Source organism: Pseudomonas congelans, from assembly GCF_900103225.1.
In the GTDB taxonomy this organism is placed as follows: domain Bacteria; phylum Pseudomonadota; class Gammaproteobacteria; order Pseudomonadales; family Pseudomonadaceae; genus Aquipseudomonas; species Aquipseudomonas congelans.
Genome location: NZ_FNJH01000006.1, coordinates 181,952 through 196,791 on the forward strand (window position 1 = coordinate 181,952; position 14,840 = coordinate 196,791).

Genomic DNA, 14,840 nt, shown 5'->3' on the forward strand with positions numbered 1-14,840 from the left:
ATCCTGTCCAGTGAAGACGTGATGCGTCGCCGCGCCACGTTTCTACAGCGCATTCATATCGACGGTCCATTGCTGATCCTGCTGCTGACGCTGGCGGCGGGCAGCCTGTTCGTGCTGTATTCGGCCAGTGGCAAGAACTGGGATCTGCTGATCAAGCAGGCCAGTTCGTTCGGCATCGGTCTGGTGGCAATGGTGGTGATCGCCCAGCTGGAGCCGCGCTTCATGGCGCGCTGGGTGCCGGTGCTGTATGTCATCGGCGTCCTGCTGCTGGTGGTGGTGGATGTCATGGGCCATAACGCCATGGGTGCGACGCGCTGGATCAACATTCCCGGGGTGATCCGCTTCCAGCCTTCGGAGTTTCTCAAGATCATCATGCCGGCGACCATCGCCTGGTATCTGTCCAAGCGCACGCTGCCCCCGCATTTGAAGCATGTGGCGGTCAGTCTTGCCCTGGTGGGTGTGCCGTTCATTCTTATCGTGCGCCAGCCCGACCTGGGGACGTCACTGCTGATTCTGGCATCGGGTGCCTTCGTGCTGTTCATGGCCGGTTTGCGCTGGCGCTGGATCATCAGCGTACTGGCGGCCGCCGTACCGGCGGCAGTGGCCATGTGGTTCTTCTTCATGCACGACTACCAGAAGCAGCGCGTACTGACGTTTCTGGACCCCGAAAGCGATCCGCTGGGGACCGGCTGGAACATCATTCAGTCAAAGGCTGCCATCGGTTCGGGCGGCGTGTTCGGCAAAGGCTGGTTGCTCGGCACCCAGTCGCACCTCGACTTTCTGCCGGAAAGCCATACCGACTTCATCATTGCAGTATTGGGTGAAGAGTTTGGCCTGGTAGGCATCTGTGCGCTGCTGATCATTTATATGCTGCTGATCGGCCGCGGGCTTGTGATCACTGCACAGGCGCAGACATTATTCGGCAAACTGCTGGCCGGTGCGTTGACCATGACGTTTTTTGTTTACGTTTTCGTCAACATCGGTATGGTCAGTGGCCTGCTGCCAGTGGTGGGGGTGCCGTTGCCCTTCATTAGCTACGGCGGAACTTCGCTCGTGACCCTACTGTCAGCGTTTGGGGTTTTGATGTCGATCCATACACATCGTAAATGGATCGCTCAAGTTTGATTAAGGTGAACTATTCAATGCAAGTAATGCGTAACTGGGCTCGATATGCTCCGGTGGTCGGTCTGGTGGGCATCCTTGGATCGGTGCAAGAGGCACTGGCTGGCGACTATGAAGGTTCGCCCCAGGTGGCGGAATTCGTCGGTGAGCTGACCCGCGATCACGGTTTTGCCGGTGAGCAGTTGATGAGCCTGTTCCGCGAGGTCGAGCGCAAGCAGGCCATCCTCGATGCCATTTCCCGCCCGGCCGAACGCGTCAAGCAGTGGAAAGAGTATCGGCCGATGTTCATCACCGATACGCGCATCGCTCGCGGTGTCGACTTCTGGCGTCAGCATGAGGCCGCCCTGGCGCGTGCCGAGCAGGAATACGGCGTGCCGGCGCAGATCATCGTGTCGATCATTGGTGTAGAGACCTTCTTCGGCCGCAACACCGGTAACTATCGAGTGATCGACGCCTTGTCGACGCTGGGCTTCGATTACCCGCCACGCGCCCAGTTCTTCCGCAAGGAATTGCGCGAGTTTCTGCTGCTGGCGCGCGAGCAACAGGTCGATCCCCTTACGCTAAAGGGTTCGTACGCCGGCGCAATGGGACTGCCGCAGTTCATGCCGAGCAGTTTCCGCGCCTACGCAGTGGATTTCGACGGCGACGGTCATATCAACATCTGGACCGACCCGGACGATGCCATCGGCAGTGTCGCCAGCTATTTCAAACGTCATGGCTGGGTGGCCGGTCAGCCGGTGGTCAGCCGTGCCACGGCACGTGGCGACCGGGTTGACGAGGGGTTGAGCCCTGCGCTTGATCCGGTAATGTCGGTCGGGGAGTTGCGACAGCTGGGCTGGGCGAGTCATGATGCGCTGCGCGACGATATGCCGGTGACGGCGTTTCGTCTGGAAGGCGACAATGGTCCTGAATACTGGCTGGGTTTGAACAATTTTTATGCAATCACTCGTTATAACCGCAGTGTGATGTACGCCATGGCCGTATATCAGCTGTCTGAATCGTTGGTTCAAGCTCGAGGCGTCAAGTAATGCGGGCATCGCCGATTCTTCAATCATTCAAGCTTCTGGCGCTGACCGGCCTGGCAGTGCTGGTCGCCAGTTGCTCGTCGCCATCGCGCACGACAACTTCACCGTCGCCCAAGGGCGGCGCCGTGGTGCGCTCGATGCCGGGGCTGGACATCAACCGTGCCCACAAGGACGGCGCGCCGTGGTGGGATGTGGATGTCTCGCGCATCCCTGATGCAACGCCGACCCTGCACACCGGGGCCTACAAGGCCAACCCGTACACCGTGCTGGGCAAGACCTATTTCCCGATGAGCGATTCCAGGCGTTACGTCGCTTCGGGCACCGCTTCCTGGTACGGCACCAAGTTTCATGGTCAGAACACTGCCAACGGCGAGGTGTATGACCTGTACGGCATGAGTGCCGCACACAAGACCCTGCCGCTGCCCAGCTACGTCAAGGTGACCAACCTGGACAACAATCGCACAGTGATCCTGCGCGTCAATGATCGCGGGCCGTTCTATTCCGACCGCATCATCGACCTGTCCTACGCGGCCGCCAAAAAGCTCGGTTATGCCGAAACCGGTACTGCACGGGTCAAGGTCGAAGGCATCGATCCGCAGGAATGGTGGGCGCAACGGGGGCGTCCGGCGCCGCTGATGCTCAATCAGCCGCAGGTCGTTGCGCAGGCGACACCGCCCGCGCTGTCCACTTCCACCGGCACCGTCGAGCAGTACACACCGCCTCCTCAGCAGCACGCAGCACCCGTCGTGCCGTTGCAGGTTGACGCAAAAAAAAACGCTTCAGGACAAGCCGCTGGGCTGTTTCTCCAGGTGGGAGCCTTCGCCAACCCGGACGCTGCGGAACTCCTGAGGTCGAAATTGAGCGGGATGGTCCGAGCGCCGGTGTTCGTCAGCTCGATAGCGCGCAATCAGCAAACGCTCTATCGAGTGCGGATGGGACCGATCGACACGCAGGGTGAAGCCCAGCAGCTGCAAAACAGCGTCAGGTCGGCCAATCTGGGCCAGCCGAGCGTAGTGACATCGGATCAGTAAGTTTTTTCGACAATCGTTCTCCGGCAACAACGGAGAACGGTATGCAGTCGCAGGCGGCGCAGATTTGCTTTCAGGGCAAGCGTTGCAGGTAACTGCCCACAAGGTCGTGTGTCGAACAGGCGACTTTGTCAGCCAGGGTTACAGCCTGGCGCCACGAGCCGTACCGAGGCGTTTTCGCTTCGCCGGTCTGTTCAGTTTTGCCCGCAAGGGCATGTTTGCCCATTAGGATTCTCGAGAGACGGATGAACATCACCACCTTTGCAAAACGTTTGTGCCTGCTTGTTCCACTGATTATCACCCCGACGGTATGGGCGGCAGAGCAGATGACGCCTGCTGCACCACAGCTGGCGGCCAAGTCCTACGTGCTGATGGATGCCACCAGCGGCAACGTCCTGGTCGAGAATAACGGTGATCAGCGTCTGGCTCCTGCCAGTCTGACCAAGTTGATGACCGCCTACATCGCGACCCTGGAAATCCGCCGCGGCCAGATCGGTGAAAACGATCCGGTGACGATCAGTGAAAACGCCTGGCGCACGGGCGGTTCGCGGATGTTCATCAAGGTCGGCAGCCAGGTCACGGTCAGCGACCTGCTGCACGGCATCATCATTCAGTCGGGTAACGACGCCAGTGTCGCGATTTCCGAGCACATCGCCGGCAGTGAAGACGCCTTCGCCGACATGATGAACAAGACTGCCGGCGACCTGGGCATGACCAACAGCCACTTCATGAACCCGACCGGTCTGCCGAACCCGGAGCACTACTCGTCGGCTCACGACATGGCGATCCTGGCGCGCGCAATCATTCACGAAGACCCGGCTCACTATGCGATCTACTCGCAGAAGGAGTTCTTCTGGAACGGCATCAAGCAGCCTAACCGCAACCTGCTGCTGTGGCGCGACAAGACCGTCGACGGTCTGAAAACCGGTCACACCGATGAAGCCGGCTACTGCATGGTGTCGTCGGCAGTACGTGACGGCATGCGTTTGATCGCCGTGGTGTTCGGCACCAACAGCGAACAGGCTCGCGCAGCTGAAACCCAGAAGCTGCTGACCTATGGCTTCCGTTTCTTCGAAACCCAGAACTTCTATCAGAAGGGCACCGAGCTGGCTCAGGCCACGGTCTGGAAGGGCACCGAGCGTCAGGTCAAGGCCGGTCTGGCTGAAGATCTGAGCATGACCATGCCTAAGGGCGACATGAAGAAACTGTCCGCCAGCATGACCATGAACCCGCAACTGGTTGCGCCAATCGCCAAGGGCGACGTGATCGGCAAGGTCGAGGTCAAGAAAGACGATCAGGTGGTTCACACCGCCAATCTGATTGCTCTCGATGCGGTTGAGGAGGGTGGTATTTTCCGCCGCGTGTGGGATAGCATCCGCCTGTTCTTCTACGGCTTGTTCAACTGATCCAGTAACCAATGCCGACCTTCTCGCGGCCTGCTCATGATCTGAGCGGGCCGCGTGTCCGTCGTCACGGCTTGTGAGACCTTTACTGCCATGACCGATACCGACATCAAGTCGCACAAAATCGAATTTCCCTGCAATGACTATCCGATCAAAGTGATCGGTGATACCAGTGTGGGCTTTACGGACGCCGTGATGGAAGTGCTTGAAAAGCATGCCACGGTCGACCTCAAGACGCTCGCCGAGCGTCAGAGCAGCAACGGCAAATACACCACTGTGCAGCTGCACATTGTTGCCACCGGCGAAGATCAGTTGCGCGATATCAATAGTGCCTTGCGTGCTACGGGTTTCGTGCACATGGTGCTCTGATGGCGGGTACGCTGGGCTTTCGTGATCTGGGCCTGATCGATTACGAAACTGCCTGGCATGCCATGAAGCGCTTTACCGACGAGCGTGGCCGCGAGGCTGCCGATGAAGTCTGGCTGGTCCAGCATCCGCCGGTCTTCACCCAGGGACAGTCCGGCAAGGCCGAGCATTTGCTGCTGCCGGGTAATATTCCTGTCGTACAGGTCGATCGTGGCGGCCAAGTGACTTATCATGGCCCGGGCCAACTGGTGGCTTACCTGATGCTGGATGTCAGGCGCCTTGGTTTCGGCGTTCGCGATCTGGTCACCCGGATCGAGAACACCCTCATTGCCTTGCTCGCCGACTACGGCGTCAAGGCTGCAGCCAAGGCTGATGCCCCTGGCGTATACGTTGACGGCGCGAAAATAGCGTCGCTCGGTCTGCGCATTCGCAACGGCTGCTCGTTTCATGGTCTGGCGTTGAACGTCGACATGGACCTTGAGCCGTTCCGCCGCATCAACCCTTGCGGATACGCCGGGCTGGCCATGACCCAACTGAGCGATCAGGCAGGGCAGATAGAATTTTCCGAGGTAAGTGCCCGACTGCGTGCGCAGCTCGTCAACCACCTCGACTACGCTGAGCAGGCGACCCTTACGGGCGGAATAAACCATTATGACTGACACCGTGCAAACCCTGATCCCGACGCTGGATGTTTCCGAGCGAGTGGCCCGTCCGAAAGTCGAAGCGGGCGTCAAGCTTCGCGGAGCGGAAAAGGTTGCGCGCATCCCGGTCAAGATCATCCCGACGGTAGATCTGCCGAAGAAGCCCGACTGGATTCGCGTGCGTATCCCGGTTTCTCCGGAAGTCGACCGTATCAAGCAATTGCTGCGCAAGCACAAGCTGCACAGCGTCTGTGAAGAGGCGTCCTGCCCCAACCTGGGCGAATGCTTTTCCGGTGGTACTGCAACGTTCATGATCATGGGCGACATCTGCACCCGTCGTTGCCCGTTCTGTGATGTGGGCCACGGTCGTCCGAAGCCGCTCGACGTCAACGAACCGAAGAGCCTCGCCATCGCGATTGCCGACCTGCGCCTGAAGTACGTGGTTATCACCTCGGTGGACCGTGACGACTTGCGTGACGGCGGTGCTCAGCACTTCGCCGACTGCATCCGCGAAATCCGCCTGCTGTCGCCGGGCGTACAGCTCGAGACGCTGGTACCGGATTACCGTGGCCGGATGGACGTTGCGCTGGAAATCACCGCCGCCGAGCCGCCGGATGTGTTCAACCACAACCTGGAAACCGTGCCGCGTCTTTACAAGGCTGCGCGTCCGGGATCGGACTACCAGTGGTCGCTGACCCTGCTGCAGCGCTTCAAGCAGATGGTCCCGCATGTACCGACCAAGTCCGGGCTGATGCTGGGGCTGGGCGAGACCGACGAAGAAGTCATCGAAGTCATGCAGCGCATGCGCGAACACGACATCGACATGCTGACCCTGGGCCAATACCTGCAGCCTTCGCGCAATCACTTGCCAGTGCAGCGCTTTGTCCATCCGGACACCTTTGCCTGGTTCGCCGAGGAAGGCTACAAGATGGGCTTCAAGAACGTCGCGTCCGGGCCGCTGGTACGCTCTTCGTACCACGCCGACGAGCAGGCCAAGATCGCCAAGGCGATGCTCTGACAACACGCCGCGAAAACAAGAAGGGCCAGGTAGCGATACCTGGCCCTTCTTTTTGCGGTTGATTATCGTGCCGCTACTCTTCGCCGTATCGTGGGTCGAGATTGGTCGCGGAGCGTCCGGAAATGCATTCCCACGCTGGTGCGTGAGGAACGATAGGCTTCCCTAAGAACACTATCGTGCCGACGCTCCGCGTTGGCATGCCGTTCTGGACGCTCTGCGTCCTGCCGATTACTGCCCGACAGGCTTGCGCAGGTTCTCCAGCAATTCATGCGTCGGGTAACCATCGGCTGGCCAACCGAACGACTGCTGCGCACTGCGGATGGCCTTGCGCGTATTGGCGCCGATAATGCCGTCTGGCGCGCCTGCGTCGTACTGGCGTGCCGAGAGAAGGGTTTGCAACTCAATGCGCTCTGAGCGGCTCAGCGGCAGATCTCCGCGAGGCCAGCTGCCCACTACATAGCCCGCGCCCTTGAATCGATCGGAAAGCAGGCTGATCGCCAACGCGTAGGAGGTCGAGTTGTTGTACTTGAGAATCGCGCGGAAGTTGTCCAGCACCAGAAAGGCTGGCCCGCGATAGCCGGCTGGCAACAGCAAGGCGGCTTGCTGCTGGCTGGCGGCGACCGGAATGGCTGAGCCGTCCGGTTGTTTCAGGCCCAGTTGCTGCCATTCGGCGAGACTCTTGCGGGTCGTCGAGTCGGCCAGCGAGTAGTCGAATCCCGAGCCGAGCACCACTTCAAAGCCCCAGGGCTGACCACGCTGCCAGCCGGAGCTCTGCAGGTAATGCGCAGTGGATGCCAGGGCATCGGCAGGGGTGTTCCAGATGTCACGTCGGCCATCGCCGTCAAAATCCACGGCATGGGTGTTGTAGGTGGTCGGGATGAACTGCGTCTGGCCCATCGCACCGGCCCACGAACCCAGCATTTTGTCCGGCGTTATGTCGCCATGCTGGATGATTTCCAGCGCGGCGAGCAACTGGCTCTGCGCAAAGCCGGGACGACGGCCTTCATAGGCCAGCGTTGCCAGTGAGCGAATGACGGATTGCGTACCCTGGAACGATCCGAAATTACTTTCCATGCCCCATACCGCGACCAGCGCCTGGCGATCGACGCCGTACTGCTGCTCAATCTTCTGCAGATCGTCGGCATACTGCGAAAGCAGCGCCTGACCCTTGCGTACGCGTGCGGCAGAGATGGCACCGTCCAGGTATTCCCAGACCGGGCGGCTGAATTCAGGCTGGCTGCGGTCGGCCTTGACCACGCTCATGTCGGGGGTGACGCCGGCAAATGCCAGATCGAATACGTCCGCACGGATGCCTGCCTTCAATGCCTGGGCACGAAAGCCGGCCTGCCATTCGCTGAAGCTGACGGCGGGCTGAATCGTGAGGTTGTCGTCAACGACCAGCGCTGGCGTAGGCGCTACGGCAGGAGCGTTTGTCTGCACCTTGCTGGATTGAAGAGGCGTGGCATCGGCTGCAGTGGGTTTTTCTGCGCAGGCTACCAGGGCAACAAGACTGGAGGCAGCGATGAGTTGGCGCAGCTGCGGGCGATGGGTAAAACGAGAAGGCATGCTTGAGTCCAAGGGTATTACCGTTAGGTGCAGACCATAACACGGCTAAGCGGTTGAAAGCGCCCCGGAAATGTTGCTCGATATCAGGCTGCCATAAAGCAGGAAGCCTCCCAGCTTTTAGACTGGAAGGCTTCGCGGCGGTAGCTGCCTTTGCCCTTGGCGGGTTGTTCCTGACGACTGCGGAACAAGGGCTGGGCGATGATGGATTTGGCCTTGTTCGGCCGCTTTGGCTTGCTCATGGCGAGTGCTCCTGATGGGTGTTGTAAAACGCTGCGAATCATCGGGCAGAACGGCGCGTGTGTCTAATAGTCGTGTGCTATGACGCGGCGCGCGTAATTGGCTGTGTGAATGAATACCTGTGGGAGCGAGCTTGCTCGCGAAGGTGCCGTTACAGGCTCCTCGCTTTGATTATCGTCGGCACGCAGTTCGTGACGCTCCGCGTCACAAGAGGACGCAGAGCGTCCTGAAGGGCATTACCACGCAGAGCGTGGGAACGAGATTTGATCAAAAATCAAACTGATGCAATAGCGCCATCATGATGACTGCAAGGGTGGCAGCTCCCATGCCTGTCGCCCAATTTGCTGCTGGGGTTTCCGCAAACCAGGAGCCTTTTACAGGGTATTTGCCAAGCGTCAGGAGTTTTACGATCGGCCATCCGACCGGATAGAAAATGGCACGAGCGACGACTTCAAACAGGCCAGTAGGTATGTCGCACATGGGGCCTACTCCGCAGGTAGCGCCAATCGTTGCCCTGCCATCAGCAGCGCCAGCCGACTCAGGCTGCTCCATGGCGAGCCGGCGGCCTGGCCTTTGATCTGTGCGTCGATGCGTTGCGCATCCATGAGCAGCTGGCTCCAGCGTTTTGCCGTTTGGCGTTGCAGGGCTTTGCTCATCAATGGCTTGCGCTTGTCCCAGATCGGCGGGCGTGCCGAGCTGAATACCTTGTCCAGCGGCACGCCCTGGCTGAACTGTTGTGACATGTTGGCCAGGGCGCGCAGTTCGCGGGTCAATGCCCAGAGGATCACCGGCGTTTCGACCCCTTCGCCACGCAGCCCTTCGAGCATGCGCAGGGCATGGGCAGCTTCGCCATTCAGGACGGCATCGGTCAGGCCAAATACGTCGAAGCGCGCACTGTCGGCTACGGCCGCCTGCACGGTCTCGACGGTGATCTGGCCTTCTTCGGCCATCAGTTTGAGCTTTTCAATTTCCTGCGCGGCGGCCAGCAGGTTGCCTTCGACCCGGGCAGCGATCAGTTCGACGGCGTCCTGAGTCGCCGCCAGCCCCGCCTGCGACAGGCGCTGGCGAATCCATTGCGGCAATTGGCCGATGTCCACCGGCCAGATTTGCACGAACTGGGTTTGCGCACCCTCGACCAGTGCCTTGCCCCACTTGGTTTTCTGCGCACTGCCATCGAGCTTGGGCAGGCTGATCAGCAGCAGGGTGTCTTCAGCGGGTCTGGCGCAATATTCCATGAGCGCCGCAGCACCCTTGTCGCCGGGCTTGCCGGAGGGCAGACGCAATTCAAGAAGGCGGCGTTCGGCAAACAGCGACATGCTGGCGCCCGCCTGGAGCAATGTGCCCCAGTCGAAGCTGGCGTCGGCGCTGAATACCTGCCGCTCATCGAAGCCTTGCTGGCGTGCGGCCGCGCGAATGGCGTCAGCCGCTTCCTGGCAGAGCAGCGGATCGTCACCGCTGATCACATAGACGGGCGCAAGCGTGCCTTGCAAGTGCTTGCCGAGTTGGGCGGGGGCGAGTTTCATGAGTCAGAGGATGTCGGGGCCGGAAAGCCGGCCCCGAACACTTATCTGGCTGGAACTTCGACAGGCGACTGCTGAGGCGTCTCGTCGCGGATTCGCTGAGCAGCCTCGAGTGCGTCGGCTTCGGCCTTGGCAACTGCGTCCGCCTTGGTCTGCAGCTCGTCCAGACGCGAAGGGGTCAGTTGCTGCAAGCGAGCCATCAGTTTCTGGATCAGGTCGTTGCGCATTTCCTGGCGAACCTGGGAGGCTTCCTGGTCGGAACCGGTCAGGTTGTTGCCGTCGTGTACGTAGGAACGGTCTGCGGTAACTTTATCGCCAAGCAGGAAGCGATCCTTGTCGCCGTGCACTTCATAAGTCAGGGTGGTGGTCAGCTGGTATTCAGCCGAGCGCCCAGAGCCCGAGTAGCTGATGGCGCGCTGAGTTTCGGCCTCGTTGGTCAGCATCAGCTTGTAAGGCGCGCCGGTGTAGACCTTGACGCCTGAGCTGGTCAGCAAGCGAGTGAGTTGTGTCACGGTTTCGCCATAGGCGTCGCGGGCACTGACATCCAGCTCCTTGATCGCCAGCTCGGTGGTACCGGTGCCACGCAGCTGGAAGCCACAGGCACTCAACAGAACAGCCAGGCCCATCACCAGCAAATTGCGTTTGATCATCTTGATGCTCCCCTTGAATCCGTTTGGGCCGCCAGTGCGTGCCCTGGAAATATGTTCGGCGCCCTGCATTTGCCGGGCGCCCGATCCAATCAGCTTGCGACGATGTTGACCAGCTTGCCAGGTACGACAATCACCTTGCGAATGGTCAGGCCATCTGTGAAGCGCAATACGTTCTCGTTGACGCGGGCGGCCGCTTCGACCTCTTCGCGGCTGGCGCTGGCAGGCATCTCGATGTGACCGCGCAGCTTGCCGTTGACCTGAATCACCAGTTGCAGACTGTCCTGTACCAGCGCGTTTGCATCGAATGCAGGCCAGCCAGCGTCGATCACCGGCTCATTGTGGCCCAGTTGCTTCCACAGTTCGTGGCTGATGTGCGGCGTGATCGGAGCCAGCAGCAGGGCGACGGTTTCCACGCCTTCCTGCATCAGTGCGCGGTCCTGCGGTGTGTCCTGCGGGGCCTTTTCCAGAACGTTCATCAGCGTCATCACTTGCGCGACAGCGGTGTTGAATTTCTGGTTCTGGCCGATATCCTGGCTCGCCTGTCTGATCGCCTGATGAATTGCGCGGCGGATGGCTTTCTGCTCATCGGACAATGCCGCAACGTCCAGGCCGGTCGATGGGCCTTGAGCCACATGCGCCTGAGCCAGACGCCATACCCGGCGCAGGAAACGATGCGAACCTTCGACGCCCGAGTCGGACCATTCCAGGCTCATGTCGGGCGGGGAGGCGAACATCATGAACAGGCGGCAGGTGTCGGCGCCGTACTGGTCGATCATGGTCTGCGGGTCGATGCCGTTTTTCTTCGACTTCGACATCTTTTCAGTGCCGCCGATTTCCACCGGCAGGCCATCGCTGGTCAGTGTGGCGCTGATCACCTTGGCCTTGGCATCTCTTTCAAGGGTCACGTCGGCCGGGTTGATCCAGGTCTTCTTGCCGCTGGTTTCCATGCGGAAGTAGGTTTCGGCGTTGACCATGCCCTGGGTGAGCAGGTTCTTGAACGGTTCGTTCGAGGTCACCAGGCCTTCGTCGCGCATCAGCTTGTGGAAGAAGCGGGCGTAGAGCAGGTGCAGGATCGCGTGTTCGATACCGCCGATGTACTGATCCACTGGCAGCCAGTGGTTGGCAGCGTTCGGCTCGACCAGACCACCCTCGTAATGCGGGGAGGCATAGCGCGCGTAGTACCACGAGGACTCGACGAAGGTGTCCATGGTGTCGGTTTCACGCTTGGCCGGTGCGCCGCATTTCGGGCAGCTGCATTCGTAGAACTCGGGCATGCGCGCCAATGGCGAGCCAGCGCCGTCGGGCACGACGTCTTCCGGCAGGACAACCGGCAACTGGTCTTCCGGGACCGGCACGTCGCCGCAGGTGTCGCAATGCACGATAGGGATCGGGCAGCCCCAGTAGCGCTGGCGGCTGATGCCCCAGTCGCGCAGGCGAAACTGGGTACGTGATTGGCCCAGGGATTTCTTGACCAGCGCGGCTTCAATGGCGTCGAACGCGTCCTGGAAGGTCAGGCCGGTGAATTCGCCGGAATTGATCAGCTCGCCATGCTCGCCGAAGGCCGGCTGCCACGGGGCAGGCGTTTGGTCGCCGGCGCTGGTGCGTACCACGGGCTTGACTGGCAGACCGTACTGGGTGGCAAACTCGAAATCACGCTCATCGTGCGCCGGTACGGCCATGACCGCGCCATCGCCATAGTGCATCAGTACGTAGTTGGCGACCCACACCGGCAGCTTCTCGCCAGTCAGTGGATGCTCGACGAACAACGAGGTCGCCTGGCCTTTCTTTTCCTGTGTGGCAACGTCGGCTTCGGCAACGCTGCCGCCCTTGCATTCATCAATGAACGCCTGCAGTGCGGGGTTGCCTTGCGCGGCCAGGGTCGCCAGCGGGTGTTCTGCCGCCACTGCGACGTAGGTCGCACCCATCAGGGTGTCAGGGCGGGTGGTGAAGACTTTCAGGGCACCGGCTTCGCCGATCGAGGCCTGGTCGTACGGAAACTGCACTTCCATGCCGCGCGAACGGCCGATCCAGTTGCGCTGCATGGTCTTGACCTGTTCAGGCCAGCCCGGCAGTTCATCGAGGCTTTCCAGCAGCTCATCGGCGTACGCGGTGATCTTGAAGTAGTACATCGGGATTTCGCGCTTTTCGATCAGCGCGCCGGAACGCCAGCCGCGGCCGTCGATGACCTGTTCGTTGGCCAATACGGTCTGGTCGATCGGGTCCCAGTTCACGGTACCGTTCTTGCGGTAGATCACACCCTTTTCGAACAGGCGAGTGAACAGCCATTGTTCCCAGCGGTAGTAATCAGGCTTGCAGGTGGTGACTTCGCGCGACCAGTCAACCGCCAGACCCAGGCTCTTGAGCTGGGTCCTCATGTAGTCGATGTTTTCGTAGGTCCACTTGGCCGGTGCGACGTTGTTGTCGATGGCGGCGTTTTCAGCCGGCATGCCGAAGGCGTCCCAGCCCAGTGGCTGCAGAACATTCTTGCCCAGCATGCGCTGGTAGCGGGAGATCACGTCACCAATGGTGTAGTTGCGCACATGACCCATGTGCAGCTTGCCGCTCGGGTAAGGAAACATCGACAGGCAATAGAAAGTGTCCTTGCCTGGCTGTTCGCTGACTTCAAAAGACTTTTGCTCATCCCAGAACGTTTGGGCGGCGGCTTCGATTTCACGGGGCTGATAGAGTTCGTGCATGGCTACTTTTTACTAAGGATTAGTGACCCTTGACCCCTTCATTGCTTCGCCGAGTCAGGTCGGCACCGCGTGGCGGACAAATGCAACTGTCTGTGCGGTGCGTTCGGGCTCAAGAGCGCGGAAGTGGAATTACAGGAAGCGCAGTAGCATACATGAGGGCCGTCTATCGAGGGAAACCCTGATTGCTCCAGTTGCGGGCTCAACGCCCGGCTGACAACCTCATCTGGCCGTTGGTCGTTGTTCCATACCGGTTCTTGCAGCGGCGCTAAGCTCAAAAGCGAGGGTGATGACGATCTTCGATGAGGTGAGCGGATGACAGAGTTGCAGCATGTTGTAAGCCTGACCAGGCTGTATGAGCGTCTGATCGACCGTCTCGGTCTTGCACTCGAGACGGCGAGTACCTCGGTCCGGCTCCGAAACGAGTTGCCTGCCGAGCTTGAGCTCAAGGGGTTGAGCCGTGCCGAGTTCCAGTTGATCGAAGCCTATCTCGAAAAAGGTAACGGAGACGCAGGCGCGGCTGTCGTGGACACGCCTGCAAGCAGCGGTCTGGTTGCTGCAGAACTCGGCAGGTCGCCCCGTACGTCAGCCACCATTGTGTGGCTGAAAGACCGGCGACGAGCCAAGGCGTCAGTGCGGCTGGGCCGTAACACTTAGGCATTTGCCTGCCTGCACGCGCAGACCAAGGGCCTGGCTGGCTCGGGCTTCCTGCTTCGGGCATTGTCGTGCATGTGCAAACATTCTAGGCTGCGGGCACTCATGGAGATGTCCCGATGCCCTTGCGCTACCTGCTCAAAACCCTCCTTTTGCCGCCCGGTATTCTATTCGTCCTGCTGATCCTGGGTTGGTGGTTGCGTCGCTCCCGTCCGCGTCTGGCTACTGCTTTCTTTGCTGTCGGCCTCGGCGGATTGTGGCTGATGAGCCTGCCGGTCGTCGTAGAGTTTGCCGCTCGTAAACTGGAACAGATCCCGCCCTTGCCACAACAGCAATGGGCGACGCTGGCGCAGCAGGCGGACGCCATTGTGGTGCTGGGTAACGGGCGCGAGCGCAAATCTCCGACCTGGGGCACAGACACGCCCACCGGTCTTGGGCTGGAGCGCCTGCGTCTGGCGGCTCGATTGGCGAAAGAATCCGGACTGCCGATACTGACCTCTGGCGGCCTGCATTTTGACCAGCCGCCCAGCGAGGCGGCGATCATGGCGCAGTCACTGCAGGACGATTTTGCTGTGACGGTGCGCTGGCAGGAAGGGCTGAGCCGCACCACGTGGGAGAACGCGACCATGAGCGCCGCGATTCTGCAGCCGCAAGGTATCAAGCGCGTTGTGCTGGTGACTCAGGCCTGGCATATGCCGCGGGCACGCTGGAGCTTCGAGCAGGCGGGTTTCACGGTGGTGGGTGCGCCGGTCGGCTTTCTGGGTGTCGACAACGCCCGGCCTTTTGCTGGCTGGCTGCCTGAAAGTCGCGTGTTCACGCAAAGCGGCATGCTGCTCAATGAAGCCGCAGGCTTGCTGGTTTATCCGTGGGTCTATCGGAAGGGGCAATGATCATCCGAAGAAGTGAGCATCTGAAGC

General features: G+C 60.4%; 15 protein-coding genes. 9 read left to right on the plus strand and 6 right to left on the minus strand.

Features of this window, described 5'->3' with window-relative positions; all coding sequences use genetic code 11:
- Positions 1 to 21: 21 nt before the first annotated feature.
- From rodA to lipA, 7 genes are all read left to right on the plus strand, one after another.
- A complete protein-coding gene (gene rodA / locus BLR20_RS19950) occupies positions 22 to 1,125 on the plus strand; it encodes a rod shape-determining protein RodA (RefSeq protein ID WP_003368803.1) in 1,104 nt (367 codons plus the stop codon).
- 17 nt (positions 1,126 to 1,142) lie between these two features.
- The gene (gene mltB / locus BLR20_RS19955) at positions 1,143 to 2,150 is read left to right on the plus strand and encodes a lytic murein transglycosylase B (protein WP_010427253.1); all 1,008 of its coding nucleotides are present in this window, start codon (positions 1,143 to 1,145) and stop codon (positions 2,148 to 2,150) included.
- Entirely contained in the window at positions 2,150 to 3,178 is a 1,029-nt protein-coding gene (locus tag BLR20_RS19960) for a septal ring lytic transglycosylase RlpA family protein (protein ID WP_010427251.1), read from the plus strand. The genes mltB and BLR20_RS19960 overlap by 1 nt, the downstream gene beginning before the upstream one ends.
- Before the next feature lie 242 nt (positions 3,179 to 3,420).
- The gene (locus tag BLR20_RS19965; RefSeq protein ID WP_002555330.1) at positions 3,421 to 4,581 is read left to right on the plus strand and encodes a D-alanyl-D-alanine carboxypeptidase family protein; all 1,161 of its coding nucleotides are present in this window, start codon (positions 3,421 to 3,423) and stop codon (positions 4,579 to 4,581) included.
- A gap of 90 nt (positions 4,582 to 4,671) precedes the next feature.
- The gene (locus BLR20_RS19970) at positions 4,672 to 4,947 is read left to right on the plus strand and encodes a DUF493 domain-containing protein (RefSeq protein WP_010427247.1); all 276 of its coding nucleotides are present in this window, start codon (positions 4,672 to 4,674) and stop codon (positions 4,945 to 4,947) included.
- Positions 4,947 to 5,603, plus strand: a complete 657-nt coding sequence (gene lipB, locus BLR20_RS19975) for a lipoyl(octanoyl) transferase LipB (protein ID WP_010427244.1) — start codon at positions 4,947 to 4,949, stop codon at positions 5,601 to 5,603. The genes BLR20_RS19970 and lipB overlap by 1 nt, the downstream gene beginning before the upstream one ends.
- Entirely contained in the window at positions 5,596 to 6,603 is a 1,008-nt protein-coding gene (gene lipA, locus BLR20_RS19980; protein WP_002555327.1) for a lipoyl synthase, read from the plus strand. Before lipB ends, lipA begins: the two co-directional genes overlap by 8 nt.
- Positions 6,604 to 6,831: 228 nt before the next feature.
- Here the strand turns inward: lipA and BLR20_RS19985 are convergent, their stop codons facing one another.
- From BLR20_RS19985 to leuS, 6 genes are all read right to left on the minus strand, one after another.
- Positions 6,832 to 8,169 (minus strand): lytic murein transglycosylase, encoded by a 1,338-nt coding sequence (locus tag BLR20_RS19985; RefSeq protein WP_003421065.1) that lies wholly within the window; start codon positions 8,167 to 8,169, stop codon positions 6,832 to 6,834.
- 83 nt (positions 8,170 to 8,252) lie between these two features.
- Positions 8,253 to 8,408 (minus strand): alternative ribosome rescue factor ArfA, encoded by a 156-nt coding sequence (arfA, locus tag BLR20_RS19990; RefSeq protein WP_002555325.1) that lies wholly within the window; start codon positions 8,406 to 8,408, stop codon positions 8,253 to 8,255.
- 265 nt (positions 8,409 to 8,673) lie between these two features.
- Positions 8,674 to 8,886, minus strand: coding sequence for a hypothetical protein (locus BLR20_RS19995; RefSeq protein ID WP_054993686.1), 213 nt, complete (start codon positions 8,884 to 8,886; stop codon positions 8,674 to 8,676).
- A 5-nt stretch (positions 8,887 to 8,891) separates the two neighbouring features.
- Positions 8,892 to 9,929 carry a DNA polymerase III subunit delta gene (holA, locus tag BLR20_RS20000; protein WP_054993687.1) on the minus strand — a complete coding sequence of 346 codons (1,038 nt, stop codon included), beginning with the start codon at positions 9,927 to 9,929 and terminating at the stop codon, positions 8,892 to 8,894.
- Between the two features lie 41 nt (positions 9,930 to 9,970).
- A complete protein-coding gene (locus tag BLR20_RS20005; RefSeq protein WP_010427237.1) occupies positions 9,971 to 10,576 on the minus strand; it encodes an LPS-assembly lipoprotein LptE in 606 nt (201 codons plus the stop codon).
- An 89-nt stretch (positions 10,577 to 10,665) separates the two neighbouring features.
- Positions 10,666 to 13,272, minus strand: coding sequence for a leucine--tRNA ligase (leuS, locus tag BLR20_RS20010; RefSeq protein WP_032615574.1), 2,607 nt, complete (start codon positions 13,270 to 13,272; stop codon positions 10,666 to 10,668).
- Between the two features lie 312 nt (positions 13,273 to 13,584).
- Between leuS and BLR20_RS20015 the strand changes: the two genes are divergently transcribed.
- Together BLR20_RS20015 and BLR20_RS20020 are read left to right on the plus strand one after the other, a co-directional pair.
- Positions 13,585 to 13,926: a hypothetical protein gene (locus BLR20_RS20015; RefSeq protein ID WP_032615572.1), complete on the plus strand. Its 342-nt coding sequence runs from the start codon at positions 13,585 to 13,587 to the stop codon at positions 13,924 to 13,926.
- A gap of 116 nt (positions 13,927 to 14,042) precedes the next feature.
- Positions 14,043 to 14,813 (plus strand): YdcF family protein, encoded by a 771-nt coding sequence (locus BLR20_RS20020; RefSeq protein ID WP_054993688.1) that lies wholly within the window; start codon positions 14,043 to 14,045, stop codon positions 14,811 to 14,813.
- Positions 14,814 to 14,840 lie beyond the last annotated feature (27 nt).